This is a genomic window from Microcystis sp. 49638_E5 (genome assembly GCF_021300285.1).
In the GTDB taxonomy this organism is placed as follows: domain Bacteria; phylum Cyanobacteriota; class Cyanobacteriia; order Cyanobacteriales; family Microcystaceae; genus Microcystis; species Microcystis aeruginosa_C.
Genome location: NZ_JAJTDH010000007.1, coordinates 23,065 through 40,230 on the forward strand (window position 1 = coordinate 23,065; position 17,166 = coordinate 40,230).

At 42.0% G+C, this 17,166-nt stretch carries 15 protein-coding genes; 6 read left to right on the plus strand and 9 right to left on the minus strand.

Annotation, left to right across the window (positions count from 1 at the left end):
- Window positions 1-8: 8 nt before the first annotated feature.
- Window positions 9-188 carry a hypothetical protein gene (locus tag LW728_RS02655; protein WP_002800951.1) on the plus strand — a complete coding sequence of 60 codons (180 nt, stop codon included), beginning with the start codon at window positions 9-11 and terminating at the stop codon, window positions 186-188.
- A gap of 181 nt (window positions 189-369) precedes the next feature.
- Here LW728_RS02655 and LW728_RS02660 read toward each other — a convergent pair whose 3' ends face one another.
- Both LW728_RS02660 and LW728_RS02665 read right to left on the minus strand, forming a co-directional pair.
- Complete coding sequence (locus LW728_RS02660; RefSeq protein ID WP_287765052.1) at window positions 370-1,578, minus strand: 4-hydroxy-3-methylbut-2-enyl diphosphate reductase; 1,209 nt, start codon at window positions 1,576-1,578, stop codon at window positions 370-372.
- Window positions 1,579-1,672: 94 nt separating this feature from the next.
- Entirely contained in the window at window positions 1,673-2,146 is a 474-nt protein-coding gene (locus LW728_RS02665) for a CRR6 family NdhI maturation factor (RefSeq protein ID WP_287657353.1), read from the minus strand.
- 1,176 nt (window positions 2,147-3,322) lie between these two features.
- On the opposite strand from LW728_RS02665, the gene LW728_RS02670 reads away from it, so the two are divergent.
- Both LW728_RS02670 and LW728_RS02675 read left to right on the plus strand, forming a co-directional pair.
- Entirely contained in the window at window positions 3,323-4,192 is an 870-nt protein-coding gene (locus LW728_RS02670) for a bile acid:sodium symporter family protein (RefSeq protein WP_287765055.1), read from the plus strand.
- Between the two features lie 44 nt (window positions 4,193-4,236).
- The gene (locus tag LW728_RS02675; RefSeq protein WP_287765057.1) at window positions 4,237-4,833 is read left to right on the plus strand and encodes a hypothetical protein; all 597 of its coding nucleotides are present in this window, start codon (window positions 4,237-4,239) and stop codon (window positions 4,831-4,833) included.
- Between the two features lie 23 nt (window positions 4,834-4,856).
- On the opposite strand, the gene recA is transcribed toward LW728_RS02675, so the two are convergent.
- The 3 genes from recA to LW728_RS02690 all read right to left on the minus strand — a co-directional run bounded on the left by recA (window position 4,857) and on the right by LW728_RS02690 (window position 7,573).
- On the minus strand, window positions 4,857-5,924 hold the full coding sequence (gene recA / locus LW728_RS02680) for a recombinase RecA (RefSeq protein WP_002800964.1): 1,068 nt from the start codon (window positions 5,922-5,924) through the stop codon (window positions 4,857-4,859).
- A 127-nt stretch (window positions 5,925-6,051) separates the two neighbouring features.
- Window positions 6,052-7,005, minus strand: coding sequence for an aldo/keto reductase (locus tag LW728_RS02685; RefSeq protein ID WP_287765060.1), 954 nt, complete (start codon window positions 7,003-7,005; stop codon window positions 6,052-6,054).
- A gap of 394 nt (window positions 7,006-7,399) precedes the next feature.
- The gene (locus LW728_RS02690; protein WP_184891232.1) at window positions 7,400-7,573 is read right to left on the minus strand and encodes a hypothetical protein; all 174 of its coding nucleotides are present in this window, start codon (window positions 7,571-7,573) and stop codon (window positions 7,400-7,402) included.
- Between the two features lie 163 nt (window positions 7,574-7,736).
- On the opposite strand from LW728_RS02690, the gene LW728_RS02695 reads away from it, so the two are divergent.
- On the plus strand, window positions 7,737-9,029 hold the full coding sequence (locus tag LW728_RS02695) for a pentapeptide repeat-containing protein (RefSeq protein WP_287765063.1): 1,293 nt from the start codon (window positions 7,737-7,739) through the stop codon (window positions 9,027-9,029).
- A gap of 620 nt (window positions 9,030-9,649) precedes the next feature.
- On the opposite strand, the gene LW728_RS02700 is transcribed toward LW728_RS02695, so the two are convergent.
- Both LW728_RS02700 and LW728_RS02705 read right to left on the minus strand, forming a co-directional pair.
- Window positions 9,650-9,985, minus strand: coding sequence for a XisI protein (locus LW728_RS02700; protein ID WP_002748301.1), 336 nt, complete (start codon window positions 9,983-9,985; stop codon window positions 9,650-9,652).
- Window positions 9,973-10,389: a XisH family protein gene (locus tag LW728_RS02705; RefSeq protein WP_002751648.1), complete on the minus strand. Its 417-nt coding sequence runs from the start codon at window positions 10,387-10,389 to the stop codon at window positions 9,973-9,975. The genes LW728_RS02700 and LW728_RS02705 overlap by 13 nt, the downstream gene beginning before the upstream one ends.
- A 388-nt stretch (window positions 10,390-10,777) precedes the next feature.
- Here LW728_RS02705 and LW728_RS02710 point away from each other — a divergent pair, with 388 nt between their 5' ends.
- Window positions 10,778-11,503, plus strand: coding sequence for a 2-phosphosulfolactate phosphatase family protein (locus tag LW728_RS02710; RefSeq protein ID WP_002751646.1), 726 nt, complete (start codon window positions 10,778-10,780; stop codon window positions 11,501-11,503).
- 298 nt (window positions 11,504-11,801) lie between these two features.
- Complete coding sequence (locus LW728_RS02715) at window positions 11,802-13,049, plus strand: bifunctional folylpolyglutamate synthase/dihydrofolate synthase (protein WP_287765067.1); 1,248 nt, start codon at window positions 11,802-11,804, stop codon at window positions 13,047-13,049.
- Here the strand turns inward: LW728_RS02715 and LW728_RS02720 are convergent.
- Both LW728_RS02720 and LW728_RS02725 read right to left on the minus strand, forming a co-directional pair.
- On the minus strand, window positions 13,023-14,612 hold the full coding sequence (locus LW728_RS02720) for a DUF3352 domain-containing protein (RefSeq protein ID WP_287765069.1): 1,590 nt from the start codon (window positions 14,610-14,612) through the stop codon (window positions 13,023-13,025). The genes LW728_RS02715 and LW728_RS02720 overlap by 27 nt on opposite strands.
- A 734-nt stretch (window positions 14,613-15,346) precedes the next feature.
- Entirely contained in the window at window positions 15,347-17,032 is a 1,686-nt protein-coding gene (locus LW728_RS02725) for an alkaline phosphatase PhoX (protein ID WP_287666558.1), read from the minus strand.
- Window positions 17,033-17,166: the final 134 nt, after the last annotated feature.

Genomic DNA, 17,166 nt, shown 5'->3' on the forward strand with positions numbered 1-17,166 from the left:
CTAAGTAAATGCGCTCTAGTTATTTAAAGTCTCTTTTTTTCGGTTTCCTATTAGTCACCGTGTTAGTTTATATATTGCGCGGCATGGGAATATTATCTTTTTTACCCGGAGGATTAATTTTGTTATTAATTCTCTCTTCCGTGGTGACGGGAATTATCTACGGAATCGATAAAACCCGCCGTTTTTAGGAAAATATCTGCTCTTCCTTCCAGACAGAAACGAGAAGAGCCGAACGGTTCTACTGATAATGGTAAACCCAAACGTCAGTTTGTCAGCAATCCCACGGATAAAAATAACTGATGGTGAGCCATAGATATTTCTCCAAAATTGAGATGCAGCCATTGCCAAAGGCTAACACACCTAGGCTAATTACGGAGAGACTAAAGAAGATTTGAACGCAAAAATTTTCTCGATTACCTCTTCTACCACCTTATCAGGAGTGGAAGCACCAGAAGTCACTCCGACGACAATTTTTCCCTCATTTAACCAGTTATCGGTGATAATTAAATCGTCCCCTAAAGGTTTATGTTCGATGCGATTACCGGGGAGAATGCGCTCGGCACTATCGATATGATAGGAGGGAATGGCACGCTCGATCGCTATTTCCTGTAGGTGAGTGGTATTAGAGGAATTATAACCGCCAATTACCACCATTAAAGAAAGCGGTTCTTTCACCAGTTCAAACATGGCATCTTGACGCTCTTGAGTGGCATCACAGATGGTATTAAAACTCATGAAATGATCTTTAAAATCGAGCGGTCCGTACTTTCTCAACATAGTATGCTCGAAGAGTTTGCCAATTTCCTCCGTTTCACTTTTCAGCATCGTGGTTTGATTGGCAATACCGATATAATCTAGATCGCGATCGGGATCGAAACCCTGGGAATGAGCATTTTTAAACTTCTCTAAAAACTCGTTTTTATCGCCACCGTGGAGAATATAATTAGCGACATAATTAGCTTGAGCCAAATTTAAAACGATCAGATAAGTGCCAGCAAAAGAGCTAGTGGCGATCGTTTCTTCGTGATTATATTTGCCGTGAATAATCGAAGTGTGGTCGCTTTTTTTGTGCTTTTCCACGGAATTCCACACCTTAGAAACCCAGGGACAAGTGGTGTCCACAATCATGCAATCCTTATCGTTAAGTATTTGCATTTCCGAGACACTGGCCCCAAAAGCGGGTAAAATCACCACATCCCCCGATTCCACCACGCTAAAGTCTTTTTGGCCATTTTCCACCGGAATAAAACCCACGGCCATGGAGCGCAGACGCTGATTAACCGAGGGATTGTGAATAATTTCGTTAGTAATCCAGATACGTTCCTGGGGAAAATGTTGACGAGTTTCGTAGGCCATAGCAACAGCGCGTTCTACCCCCCAACAAAAACCAAAAGCTTGAGCGAGATAGATAGTCACGTCACCCCGTTCTAAACGATAATTATTTTCACGAATTTTTTGGATCAGGTCGCTTTGATACTCATTGGTCATCGCATCCATTACTTCCTCTTTATGACCGAATCCCTTGCGGTTATAGTTATCCGATTGCTGTAGGGTGCGTTTAAAGGATTTTGTATCCATGATTCTCTGATAGGGGTATTAGTGGCGCTAAATTGGGCGAGACAGTAACTTGCCATATATTAAACATACCCTATCTAGTCAGCGCAGGAAGCCTTTAGAGACTAGAGAGAAATTCCTCGTCGATATCGTAACCAAACTGTTGAGCGAAAAATTTTAAGCGAGATAAAGCAGGAATTTGCTGACTTTTCAGCCAATCAGACAAAATAAAGAGTTTTTGCATCACAAAAATCTCCAAAGCTTCGGGATTATATTGAATTCCTTCCCCGCGATGGAATTGATGGGGGACCAACATAGCAGCATAACGGGCGATTTCTCCCTGTTTTGGGTCAAGAATAAAGATTAACCAGGGATAAACCGCATCTAAACGCAGAAACCACAGCCTAACTTCCGGTATCTCCGATAATTCCCGCATATCACCCTCTGCGCGAGGATAATCTATCTCTAATTGTAGAGCTTGTTCTAGTTCGGCGATCGCTGATCGGGACCGATAATCTTGAATAATAGTCTCTAAGGATGAGAGATCGAGATTTTGAATCTGATTGGGGTTAAGAGCGATTTTGACAGTCATAGGGGCAAATAAAAGGTTATATCGGGCAAAATTACGGTTTTTTATCCCCAGATCGGCAATGATCTATCTCAGAAAATACTCTCGATCGGGACAAAAAAACTAATTATGACTATTCTCTCACTCCAGAGCGAGAGAGGGAAACTGGACTAAAATAGACCTCTTGTAAAAATCAAAAATTGTTGTTAGGGTTAGGAGTCAGTAGTCAGGAGAATTAAGAATGAATAATAATCAATTAAATGGTCTATTTACAAATTTTATGCAATTTAATCCTTATTTTTGCCGTTTTTGAACCATCAAAAATTAATTATGCAAGAGGTTTAATCCTCATGATTGGATTTCTCCTACAATTTAACCTCGGTTGAACACTGGGGGTTTTTTAGTCGGCAAAATCGGGAACTCAGGTTATTGATAACTATTAGCTTGACGGGTAAACATAAGGTGATATTGTCCTCGTTTGCTCATCAGTTCTGCAGGGGTTCCTACTTCGCTAATTTTACCGTTTTCGAGGACAACAATGCGATCTGCTAATGGACAAAGAGCTAATCGATGACTAAATAGGGTCTGCTGAAAAAGTTTTTCAGCAAACCCTGTTTAAAACAAACAAAGGTTGAGTCTTCTCTGACGAACAATACACATTATTACAGTCCCCAGCACTCGAACCAGAAATAAAGGTACAATAGAACTGTAGAGATCTGGAGGGTTGCTATGTTTACACACAACTTAGATGACAGAAAACTGCCCCTCGATCGAGAAGGGAAAACTCTGCAAAAACTCACCTATCGTTCACCAAAAATCTACCACCTTGGTCACCCTAGCAATTTATCAACGGTAGGGAATTCAAGGATTGTGGGATTTAGAAGGAAAATTTTCCCTCGTTATTCTTGATGGAAGTCCTGCGGCAAAATTCCCTAGGCATTGCTGATGTCAAAAGTGGCAGTCGCATCAGCAGTTCCCTAGCTGTGATCCCATGGTTGCCACCAAGCAACTGAAGTATGACTAGAATATCATCCCGGATCGGCAAGGGAAACTGGACTAAAATCGCCAAGGTTGGATTTCTCCTGCAATTTAATCTCCCCTGCACACCGGGGGTTTTTAGTCAGCAAAATCGGTAACTAGGGACACGAATAAACCAGTCAATTTATGGGAAAATAAGCTCATCTTCTCCGCTTTTATCCCATGCAAGCCGACTTTTTTACTAATATCCTCTTACCCGTTGGCCTAGGCGTTTTAATGTTAGGCATGGGATTGGGATTAATTCTCGCCGATTTTCAGCGTATCACCCGTTATCCCAAAGCAGTCCTGATCGGTTTAGTCAATCAAATTATTATTCTACCGATCATCGGCTTTATTATTGCTTCTCTCTTGCCTCTCCAGCCAGAAATTGCCGTCGGTTTAATGATTGTCGCCATTTGTCCAGGCGGTCCTTCCTCCAATGTTTTAACCTATTTAGCTAAGGGAGATGTAGCCCTTTCTGTTACTTTAACCGCTTTTAGCAGCATCATCACCATTTTCACAATACCTTTTTTAGCTAGTTTCATTCTCCAGCATTTTATGGGTGAAAGTGCCGCCATCTCCCTACCCATTGGTTCCACTATGGCGCAGATATTTTTGATTATAGTTTTACCCATGATTATCGGTATGACTATCCGCCATTACTTCCCTTTACTGGCCAAAAGTCTGGAACCGATAACTAATCGTTTAGCCGTAATTTTTCTAGCAGTTATTATCTGCTTATTAATCCTGAGAGAATGGCAACGTTTACCTTTATTTATCGCTCAAACTGGCCTGGCAGTGATTATTTTAAACACGATTGCTTCCCTAATTGGCTTTTTCAGTGGTCTTTTATTTCAATTAACTATTCCCCAAAGAATTTGTATTGCAATTGAAGTGGGTATTCAAAGCGGCACTTTAGCTATTGCTATCACTGCCGGTTTATTAAAGAATCCCGATCTAGCCATTCCCGCAATTGTCTATAGTTTATGGATGTATGTCAGCGCTTTTATCGCTGTTTATTATGGTCGCAAAAAAGCAGCTTTGGTAAAATAGCTAAATCGGGTGATAGGATCTAGCTAAAAAACTGATAAATGATTATGTTAATTGGTAAATATTTAACCCTAGAGGAATTATCTACCTGTTCCCAAACCTATCAAAAGTACGCAGCACAAATCGATCCCTACCCAAAAAATCCTGAAACGATAACCGCTTGGCAAAATCTCGCTCACTTTATTATCGATCCAATTATTGATAACTTTGGTCGAGAAAAATTTCAATTAACCTACGGATTTTGTTCCAATGATCTGAGAAAATTTCTCCAAAAAAAAGACCCAATCACTGGCTTAAAAAACGGTAGAATCGATCCCAGTCGTGATCAACATTGCGCCCACGAAATTAATCAAAAAGGTCAATATTATTGTCAGCGATTGGGGGCAGCCTGTGATTTTCGGATTATCGATTTAACTAGCGATCGCCTAATAGATTGGATTTTAACCCAAAAATTACCCTTTGATTCTCTCTATTTTTACGGAATTAATCGCCCAATTCATATCAGCTACGGCCCCCAACATAAACGAGATCTATGGACTTTTACCCCTAAAGGAACACCGACTAAAAAAGGTTTACAATCATGGTTAGAAGCCGCTAAATCTATCGATTCTGAAGCTAAAAAATCCCCCAAAATAGGGGGATAACCAAGACTTAAAACCGTCTTCTTTTAGATTTCTGGTTCCAGATCGTCCTCCTCGTCCTCATCGGCCGGTTCCGTGGGTAAAGGAACCGAACCCATGTCTAATTTATCCCGCAATAACTTCTCAATTTCTGCCGCTACTTCTGGCCTTTCTTCGAGATATTTAACGGCATTATCGCGACCCTGGGCAATATTTTCGCCATTATAGCTATACCATGCCCCTTTACGAGTAACTACGTTAGTTTGTTCGGCGATATCGAGCATACAACCCACCTGGGAAATGCCTTTACCGAAGATAATATCAAATTCAGCAATCCGGAAAGGAGGCGCAACTTTATTTTTAGCCACCTTAACTTTAGCCCGAATTCCGTATTCCCCTTCCGTGCCTTTTTTCAAAGTTTGAATGCGACGGATATCTAAACGCACCGAGGCATAGAATTTTAAGGCCGTTCCTCCGGTGGTCACTTCAGGATTGCCGTAGGTGACACCGATTTTTTGCCGCAGTTGGTTGAGGAAAATCACCACACAACCCGATTTACCAATATTACCAGCAATTTTTCGCAGGGCTTTACTCATCAAACGGGCCTGCAAACCCACCTGATTATCCCCCATTTCCCCCTCAATTTCCGCCCGCGGCACTAAAGCGGCCACCGAGTCGATGACAACGATATCCACGGCCGAAGAACGCACTAACTGGTCAACTATTTCTAAGGCTGCCTCCCCCGTGTCCGGTTGTGCCACCAGTAAATTATTGATATCTACCCCTAAATCTTCCGAATAGGTGGGATCTAAAGCGTGTTCCGCATCGACAAAGGCCGCCACTCCCCCAGCTTTCTGCACTTCTGCGATCGCATGGAGGGCTAAGGTGGTTTTTCCAGAACTTTCCGGCCCGTAAATTTCGACGATACGGCCCTTCGGTAAACCGCCACCCAACGCCATATCTAGGGTTAAAGCACCACTAGGTACGGTTTCCACCCGCATCCGGGTGGCATCTCCTAAACGCATAATCGAACCTTTGCCAAAGTTGCGCTCGATTTGATTTAAGACTAAACCTAAGGCCTTATCTCGATCGGGATTACTTGTCATTGTCGCCATTAATTTTCTCCCCAGTTTTCTTAAGTAGTACAGCAGTATGCAAAGATTGTAGCCTGTTTTAATCTTGATCACCAAAAAGTTAGAGACTTTTTCCAGAATGGTGATCAAAAATCAAAAGTTTTGATTTTTACAGCCAAGGCCGGCTCATCTGTTCTAATTGCGTCACCTCTTGCGCTTCTAAACTCCATCCTAAGGCCCCGGCATTTTCCCTCGCTTGGGCCGCAGTTTTTGCCCCCGGGATGGGAATTACATCCCCTTGGGCGATTAACCAATTGAGGGCGACTTGTGCGGGGGTTTTTTGGTATTTTACGCCCAATTCTTGCATTACCCTTAAAATTGGGGCTATTTTCTCCAAACCTTCTTTTTTGAACCGCGAGTCAACTTTTCTGGCTCCATCGGGCAAATTCTGGCTTTCTGGGCTATATTTACCCGTCAGTAGTCCTTGAGCGAGGGGGCTGTAGGCGAGGATGGTGACACCTAATTCCTTGGCCGTGGCTAAAATTCCCTTAGTTTCTATTTTGCGATACAAAAGCGAATACTGCACCTGATTGACCGCTAAGGGAACCTCTTTTTTCGCCAAAATCTGGCTTGCTTGACGCATTTGCTCGGCGGAATAATTACTTACACCCACTGAACCAATGCGGCCGCGTTTTACTTCTTCCCCTAGGGCATTCATTAGGGTTTCTTGGCTAATTAGGAAGGTGAAGGGCCAATGTACTTGGTAAAGGGCCATTTTATCGGTTTTTAGACGGTTTAAGCTCTCGGTAATGGCATTATGAACCGCATTCGCCCCCAATCGCCACGGTACGGGGGCAAATTTGCTGGCAATATCGATGGGAATATCAGTCTCTTGCGTAAATTTTCCTAAGAGTCGTTCCGATTCCCCCAGTCCATAGACTTCGGCAGTGTCAAAAAAGGTGATTCCTGCCTCTACTGCCGCTTTAAAGGCCTCCTCTACCTGACTAGCTCCGTATTCCTTGCCATAGTTCCAGAATAGTTTATCTCCCCATGCCCAAGTCCCGATTCCCAAGGCACTGACGGAAATTCCTGTTTGTCCGAGATTAGCGGTTTGTCTAGTCATATTCCCTATAAAGAATGACAGCGTTTCTCATTTAAAGTTGAAGTGTAACCTATATTTGGTCTGACTCCCCACTAACCCCCTTTTTTGATTCCGGGAAATTCCCACCCATAAGTAATGGGAAAGGACTTGACTTTGCCGGCGATTTGCGCTATGCTTTTCTTATAATGGGAATCTGTGCAAATTTTTTTAGACACAAAGATTTCCATTATGAATAAAATCCTTTAAAAATATTATCCCAAAATCTGCCGACAAAAGCAAGCGAAATTTTGCCGATAATTGTTAAGTTTTGTTAACAAAGAAATACAGAGATCAGCAAGGTAAAAAAATCGAAGTCTCTTACTGATCTTGTTTGTCGCCTAAGCTATGATTAGGTTAGGCGAATTTGGCGCTTTGACTAATTGTTAGTGCTAACTTCCGTGGTTTCAACAATTGCCGTCGGTTGGCAGGGAGTAGGTGGAAATTTCTCTGGAAAAGAGAAGCCTAAAAATGATGCGATCGCAAATATGGTGCTGATAATTTTGGCAAGACTAACAAGGTCTTCTCTGTACTTTAACCAATATTTATACATAATCATCAATCCTTTTACTTAGGAGGTGAACTATCTTTAGATTAAAAAAAATCTGATTATTTGTCGTTACTCAAAAGTCATGAAAATGGTACTTTTTTTAGGTACTCTCAAGTAACCTGACAAGGTACTGAAAAGTAATCTTAAGTCCTGCAACCCTTAAAAAATGATGATGAATGAACTAAAAATGACTGAAATTAAAACCCTTTCATGGACTGAATTAGAAATGCTGGTTAATGATCTGAAAAAAAAGCATACAAACAAGGGATTAACGGACGTGGAGACAAAAATATTAAAAGGTGTTTTTGAAGATAAAACATATCGTGATCTAGCGGAAGAAATTAGGCAAGAAGAACAGTCAATCAAGAATGCGGCTTATGATTTATTTAAAATCTTGTCAGAGCAAACAGGTGAAAAGATTGGAAAGAGTAATCTGATTACTGCTTTGGCAAGGTATAGAGATAATTCTCAGACATTTGATCATAATAATAAACCTCAAACTCAGCAATCAAATAAAGTTCTTGAATTAGTTATTGAGGTAGGGATAGACGACCTGACACCAGAGAAAATTGATAAGATTAACAACCTTATTCAAAAAATCGCCAGAAACAACACGATCAAGCCTATTATGAAACTTAAAGGCAGTATTCGGCTATTTTTAGAAGGTTCAGAAGATGGACTACAGCGCCTAGCAGATTTACATCAATCGGGGGAATTGCAAGCCCTTCTCAATGAACTTAAATCAGACGATATACCCGAAATTATCGTCAAAAAAGCAGAGTTAACTACAGATGCAAAAGTTATTGAAAAAGCCGAATTAATTAAGGCAATTCGAGAGGGAACAATCGATAAGAAAACTCTACAACAAGTTGATTTAAGTGGGGCTATCCTGATTGGGGCTATCCTGATTGGGGCTATCCTGAGAGGGGCTAACCTGAGAGGGGCTTACCTGATTGGGGCTGATCTGATTGGGGCTATCCTGAGAGGGGCTAACCTGAGAGGGGCTGACCTGAGTTGGGCTAACCTGAGTGAGGCTTACCTGAGTGAGGCTGACCTGAGTTGGGCTAACCTGAGTAGGGCTAACCTGAGTAGGGCTGACCTGAGTGAGGCTAACCTGAGAGGGGCTTACCTGAGTGGGGCTATCCTGAGAGGGGCTGATCTGAGTGGGGCTAACCTGAGTGGGGCTAAACTGAGAGGGGCTATCCTGATTGAGGCTGACCTGAGTGGGGCTAACCTGAAAGAGGCTATCCTGAGTGGGGCTAACCTGAGTGGGGCTGACCTGAGAGAGGCTGACCTGAGAGGGGCTAACCTGAGTAAGGCTGACCTGAGTGGGGCGAAAGTTGAAAACGCTATCTTCATCGATGCAACGGGGATCACCCCCGAACAAAAACAGGATTTGATTCGACGAGGGGCAATTTTTGGGGATAATTCTAACGATCGCAGTAAAGTATTAGTTTAAAACAGCCTTTGATCTCCACCTTCAGCAGAGATTTAGGTAGGGTTGGCTGAATAAATGTGAAATATAGACGAGATAAGGGGTTTGGCGGCCTGTTTGGCCAAGCAGCTGCAAGATTTTCAAGCTGGTGGCTCAAAAACCTTGTATCTTAACCGGCGATCGCCCTTACTTTTTCAGCCAACCCATAATTAATGGGAAAGGACTTGACTTTGCCGGCGGCTTGCGCTATGCTTTTTATATAATGGGAATCTGTGCAAATTTTTTTTAGACGCAAAGATTTCCATTATGAATAAAATCTTTTAAAAATATTATCCCAAAATCTCCCGACAAAAGCAAGCAAAATTTTGCCGATAATTGTTAAGTTTTGTTAACAAAAAAATACAGAGATCAGCAAGGTAAAAAAATCGAAGTCTCTTACTGATCCTGTTTGTCGCTTAACCTTATGATTAGGTTAGGCGAATTGGCTCTTCTGGTTTTTGTGTGGAAGGAAGAAGAATAGGGATAATTTGGGTGCATCTCAATTTTGTCGAAATATCTATAGGACATTTTGGGCGCACGCGGTGCGCCCCTACCATTGGCGCAATAATATTATTGTAGGGGCGAATTGCATTCGCCCTCTTTGATTAACCCACCGCAAACCCTGTATATTCTCTGACTAGGGGTTCATGAAAGGCTAAAACAATATCTTCTTTAGGAACGCCTAAATTAACTAATTCATTGGCAATTCCCACCTCAGTGCCATCATGTTGTATCCAGATTTTACCCTTTTTAATATCGAGATGCAAAACACAACCATGATATCTTCGTCTATTTTTCCAGCCAACATACATCAATTGATAGTGATCGCCAACAGTATCAAAAATCAATTGTTGTTCAATCGGATCTTTAGATGAACCTATCTGAGAATATTCAGTAATGACTTGCTTGACATAGTGACGATATTGTTCTAATTTTTCCATTCGACAATTACCTCCCCAATCGGATCATAAATAATCAGGTAAATTTGAAATCGTTTAACGACAGTTTGAATAAATCGCAATTCAAAAAAACTATAATAAATATCTAAGGGAACAGCTAAATATAACTGTCTTTTAGGTTCTTTTTCTTCTAAAGCAACACGATAATTAAAGAATTGTCCAATGGCAGTATGAAATTCTGAAATGCTGGATTTACCGATAAAACTTTTAATTTCAACGGCTATCTTTTCATTATCTTTTTCTGCGGCTATCAGTTGCTCTGCTCCTAAATCGACATACATTTCTACATCACCCACTTCAATCCTTAAAGGGTCATCCGTAATGATCCAACCCTCTTTTTCTAATCCTTTTCTCACTGCACCATGAAAACGATCTTTAGCAGACATGAATCTTGAAGTTAGCAGGCATAATAATTATTAATTATAACATTTAGTCATGACGAGCGACAGGGTGAGAGCATCTCAAACCCTATTGACAATTGGCCAATTTTGTGATCCGCGTGGGTATTTCAAGTGATAAGGGACTTGCGTGAGAATAATATCCCAATCGATCGGAGGGCGCAAGCTTTGCGCCCCTACAGTAACGGATTTTGTCCACAATGTAGGGGCGAACTGCGTTCGCCCAAAAGGTACATTATCAAAGCGCAATTAAGAACAGCTTAACTAGCTGACATCCATCGTGATAAAATCGGTCTTGTCTTTCTTCTGCCCGCGCAACGCCGAGCGGCGGTATGTTGAGCTTATTTCCCCTTTTACTTTTTACTTGGTATAAATCGTGCAGGTTTTCATTTATCATACTCCCGAACTTACCCCCGTCCATACTCTACCCGATTGCGCCGTCGTTATCGATGTTTTAAGAGCGACAACCACGATCGCCACTGCCCTCAATGCCGGTGCAGAAGCAGTGCAAACCTTCAGCGATCTGAAAACCCTGATGCAGGTGAGCGATACCTGGCAACCAGAAAAACGTCTCCGGGCAGGAGAAAGAGGCGGAGCGAAAGTGGAAGGCTGCGATCTGGGCAATTCTCCCCTCGATTGTACCCCTGATTTAATGAAAGGTCGTCGTCTGTTTATCAGCACCACTAACGGCACTCGCGCTCTGCAAAGGGTGGAAGAATCCCCAATCGTGATCACTGCGGCCATGATCAATCGGCAAGCTGCGGTTAATTACTTATTGGATAAGCAGCCCGATACCGTCTGGATTGTTGGCTCTGGTTGGGAAGGGGGTTATTCTCTGGAAGATACGGCCTGTGCTGGAGCGATCGCCGATGCGCTACAAGAACAATCGGGGCAAATGGCGATCGGTAATGATGAGGTGATCGCCTCGATCGCTCTTTATCGTCAATGGCAAAATGATCTTTTAGGAATGTTCCACAGTTGTAGTCACGGTCAGCGCCTCTTGCGTCTCCACTGTCAAGAAGATTTAAAATACTGCGCTAATATTGACTCTCTTGATGTTTTACCGATCCAAAAAGAACCGAGCATTTTAGTCAAACTTTAGACATTACCCCCCCAGAGAAAGGGTCATCAGTGCCGGTAGGAGTATCGATCCTAGCCGGATTCCTTTATTTAGGGTCTGCTGAATAAATCTAAAAACCTTGTTGGATAAAACTTTTAGACCTTTTTGAAATCCAAAAGTGCCTCGTCTGGGAGTGATCAGGGGGAAAATCCCTGGACTTTTTCCCTGAAAATTAGGTAATTGAGCAGATGAAAATCGGTAAAACCCCACACCCCACACCCCACACCCTACCCCCACCGAAAAACTTTTTGCCGCAAACCCTATTTATAGTTTGCCAACCATGACTATCGATTCTTTACTGCAACCTTTTCAGCGTTTTGGTGTCAATCTCGGTTTAGAAAGAATAAAAAATCTGCTGGAGATTTTAGGCAATCCCCAAGATAAAATTCCGATTATTCATGTCACGGGAACTAATGGCAAAGGTTCGGTTTGTGCCTATCTATCCTCCATTCTCAGCACTGCCGGTTACAAAGTCGGACGTTATATTTCTCCCCATTTAATTGATTGGACAGAAAGAATCTCTATTAATGGCGAAAATATTGAAACCGCAACTTTAGAAAACCTGCTTAAAGATATACAATCGCTTATCGATCCCCAGCAGGAAAGTCCTACTCAATTTGAGGTAATTACTGCCGCTGCTTGGCTGTATTTTACCCGGGAAAAGGTGGATATTGCCGTGATGGAAGTGGGTTTAGGAGGAAGATTAGATGCGACTAATGTTTGCGCTCAACCTTTGGTTACTGTCATCACTTCTATCAGTCGGGAACATTGGCAAAATTTAGGGCCGACGGTTGCCGATATTGCCGGGGAGAAAGCGGGGATATTAAAAGCGAATTGTCCCGCAGTTATCGGACAATTACCGGAATCAGCGCAGGGGGTAGTTAGGGAGAGAATCAAGCTGTTAAATTGTCCGACGGTATGGGTAGAAGCTGCCGAAAAAATTGCCGATAATCGTGCTAAATATCAAGGGTTAGAATATCCTTTATCCTTAGCGGGAGATTTTCAATTAACTAATTCAGCTATAGCGATCGCTGTTGTTAATATTTTACGTCACCAAGGTTGGCAAATTAGCGATGAAGTCGTGCAAGAAGGAATGGCAAAAACTCGCTGGTTAGGACGTTTACAAACCGTTAGTTGGTGTCAGCGAGAAATTTTAATAGATGGCGCTCATAATCCCGCTGCTGCTATTGGTTTAAGGCAGTATGTAGATAGTTTAAAGGCTCCAAAAATTATCTGGGTGATGGGTATTTTATCGACTAAAGATCATCGAGAAATATTCCAAGCTTTATTAAGAAAAGGCGATAGTTTATATTTAGTTCCTGTCCCAGATCATAGCAGTGCCAATCCTGAAACCTTAGCGGAATTAGCGGCTTCAATTTGTCCAGAATTATCTCACCTAGAGACTTGTTCCGATGTATTTTTAGGACTAAAAAAAGCAATCCAAGAATCTGCCGATAGTCAGATAATTCTCTGTGGATCGCTTTATCTAGTCGGTTACTTTTTAGGGAGTTTGCTTCAGGGAAAATAAAACATCAATTTTACTGGTGGTTTTATCAGGCATAGTGGCAGTAATTCCGATCCCGCGTACCGATTCTAAAAAGGCCTTTGCTTCTGGGGTTAATTCCCCGGCAGGAAGATTATTAATTCCCCCTGCTTTAGCGATAATTTGCTCCACATCGATGAAAAAATAACCGAGATTATTTTTAGGCAAATTTGCGATCGATGCTTGAAAATTCTCACTTTTGCTAATCGGTTGATTCGGTTGCGGTTGATAGGGAATTCCGACGGTCATTTTTAGGGTATCATTATTAGGCCAAGCATAGGTTAAAATAGCTTGTTCTTCCGCTTTCCATTCAGTCACATCTTGGCCAGAAATTTGACTGTTTTTTATGGTGATAAAGGGAACAGTTTTCACCAATTCATTTAACTTATCGAGGGTAGTTTTTGCCGCTTTATGATCGCCGGTTTGCCAGATCATCATTCCCCCAAAACCTAACCCTCCCACTGCTTGCTGGTTGGGGATAATTCCGAAGGCAAATTCTCGATCCATCCAGTTAAAAACTTCTTTATCCGCGTCAAGGGTTGCCATCTGAAAATTCTCACGGATCTGACGCAGAAAAACTTGTAATTCTGGGTTAGTTTGGGACTGTTTTTCTGCTTCTTCCCATCCCTGTTTAAGATTATTCCCACTCCAGAGTGCGATGGTATCTCCGGGTAAATAATTTAAAACTTGATTTCTGCTAGGGGAAGGTAGGTTAGAAATAGTTTCAGGAGCAAGTTTAGCCACCATTTGTAATTGTAATCCCGTATCGGTGACACCCACTCCTGCGACAATATCTTGAATTTTTGCTAATTCTTGCCGACTTTGGGGGGATAAATTAGCATCTGGTCCCAAGATTTTGGCATAATCATCAATATAAATTGTTGCTAGGGTATTGGGTAGGTTGAGGGATTGGGAAAGCAGTTTTCTCACTTCCGGTTTACTGCTAAAAGATGGCTGTCCTTGATAGGTATCGATCGCCGCTTCTAACACCTTTTTATCGTAGGATATCAACAAAAAATCGCCAGTAACAGCAGTATAAATAGTGGTGTTATCCTGCCAATCTATAGCAGTAATTTTAACACCTTTGTAGTCACTGGTGCTAGTTTTGCGATTAACTTGTTGTCCTAGTTTTTTCTGGAATTCCGACGCTTTAATTTTATCTTTGATGCCGATAACCGTTAATAATTCCGATTGTCCGGGGGTAGCTGCGGGAAGGAAAGCAAAGCTAATACTACCGATCCAAGGTTCGATATCCCGTTGATAATCAATCTTATCGGTGAAGATATTTTTTTGTAATTCTTCTAGTCCTTGACTAACCGCAGTTCGCGATTCTGGTGTACCATATTTAGCTAACACTGACCAAGCTTTTGCATCCGTGGAGACAAAACTACTAGCAAAGGCAGTTTCTGGGATAACTTTTGCCGATTCTAAGGGGGTGAATCTTTGCCAAGGAAGTTGTCCTCGTAGATAAAGATAGACACCTCCTGCGGTTACTGCTGTTAATCCTAGGACGACTAAACAACCGGGTAAAAATGATTTTTTTGACATAGAATTGTGGTTTGGTTAAAAAGTTCCATACTTGGCGATCGATTTGTCTGCGGTTGTAGTTCCTCGAGAATTGGTTAATCTTTAGTAAGCTTTAAATATTATTATAGCTTCTGGAGGTACTAAGCTGTTGACTATCTAAATTACTCGTTAAGACTGTACGGGAGCAGGGAGAGGGAGTTTTGGCATTTGTACTAACAGATCGAATGCTCAGTTTAAATCCAGTACAGCTTAGAATGCTCAAATATTGTTGATATGAACACCATCAAGGGCTAATTTTATCATTAAACTGGACATGATTCTGGAAAATTTTCTGATTACTAAGTATGCAGAAATACAGACAAGAAAAATCCCTGTTATTAGAAAATAGTTGAGATTAAAAAATATTGTTGCTGAATTGGTGCATTTATTTCAAATATATTTATGTAAAAATATTAAAACTCCTGCTGTTAACTCTGATGCTTAAAAAGCTATCAGAATGATAATAATTTCGTTGAAAAGTACAGCTTTTTGAAAAAATAAGGTTATTATGAACCTATATTATACTAAATCTGGTTATTAAAAACTGATTATCTATTGCTCCTTTTGCCTATTGCCTATTGCCTCTCCTGATATGTAGCCTATACTCAACGGATTTAGTATTAGACCTTTTTAACCCAATATCCAAGAGAGCCAAAAATGACAAAAAATAGGGGCTGGATTATTTTCAGTCCCCTAAACTACAAGAAATTATCGTTTTAGCTTTGTTTCCGTTTTAATGCCAAGGCAGATAAACCAAAGAAACCTAAACCAAAGAAGAGAGTCGGTTCCGGGGTTTGGACAGTTAATAAACCTAATTGACCACCTTCGACAAGATTATTAGGACCGCCGATGCTGCCATTTCGCACACTGTGGGCCTGCACGTCGAGAATTAGAATTTTTTCTCCCGGTCGAGCGCCAGGAAAGAATTCAGTAATATCCAAAATCCCCGAAGTTTCCCAGTTACCTAAATCATTGGGGCTGCTGTCGGTTTGACCACCTGGTAAACTAGAGCTACGATCGACCTGACCTACTCGTGTCGCTCGTCCAGTGGTGGCATCAAGTCGCCAAATCGAGGCTTCTTCTCCAGAGGTTTGACCGAAACCAGAGAAAGAACGGTCTTCTTGGATATAGATAGTACCGTCATCGGACCAATCGAGGTTATCAGGACTTCTCACCCCAAAATCGGGACCGCTAAATTGACCGCCACCTGCATCATTACCATCGTAGAGAATGCGAGCGCTGACGCTAGAAGCAGCGGTGTCGAGATTGCCGTTTTGATCGAAAACCAGATTATTATCGAAGATATAAACGGTTCCCCAGCTATCGGCCCCATTGAATAAAGAACTGCGTCCGGTGGAAGCAAGAACAATTTGGGAACCATCACTGGGATTAATCGAGACATCTTCCGGACGGGAGAAGGAAAAAGCTCCTAAAGCGTCCGCTTGGGCCCGAAGATTGCTATCGGTGGCAAAACCATTGAGAAAACCAACCCCATTTCCCTCGTTCACCACTTCTACCCAACGTCCGGCACTGGTGTTACCAGTACCAGCAAAGTTTTGGGGATCGACACCTTTATCGCCTACCCAAACATACAGTTTGCCCTGTTTGAGACCATTGCGATCTAGAAAACTACCATCTCCGACCCCGTTTTTCTCCCCAATGTAGAGATAGAGAGGTGCGGACTCGGTATCATCACCCCCGATCATCGCAATGCGATCACTTCTACCTGTATCAATTTCTGTCCAATTTTCCCAACCACCGCGACCCATTTCTGGGGCAGCCCAGAGACCGAAATTGGTAGGATCGAGAACCCATTGAGTCCCATTGCTGGTTTCTTCTCCAGCAAAGTAGATATTATCTTCAAAACCGATCCCTTGACCGAAGGAATAACGACCGAAAGCGGCACCAGAACAAAAACGATCTAAACCTCCAATGGTGGGAGCGAGTTCAAATTGACTGGTACTGGTGATTAGATTATAAGAGCGATCGTAGATTTTATCGAAGGCTAATCCAGAACCGATAATTTGACGACTACTGGTGTCGATGTCAAAGTAACTGATTCTTGCTCCTCTCACGGAAAGCTGGTTAGCAGTACCCGGATTCAGGGTATAAGAGGCTCCTTGGTTATTTCTAACTTCGTGGTTGACCAAGGCACGAATCGTCCCATTTCCTAGATTGATAACGCCAATTCCATCCAGAATACCGATGGGAGTGTAATTGTTAATGGTTTCACCCACTGTAAATAGGGGCGTATATTTATAACCATTTAATCCTGTCACCTGCGGTCCGCCTGTATTAGTATGAGCTTGCGCTAAAACCGTCGGTACGTTTATTAGGGAAATTCCCACTGTTAGCAGAGTTGCCGCTAGAACATTTTTGGGGTTAGAAGGTGAAGCAATCATTAATTTTTTAGTCCTCTAATCTCAAGGAAACAAAACGTTCTCTCTTGAGATTAGAACGCTTTTATTAAGGGATTGATAACCTGAGAATAAAAACTCTTTAAGAACTGATGCTTGGTCATAATTATTAATGTTTG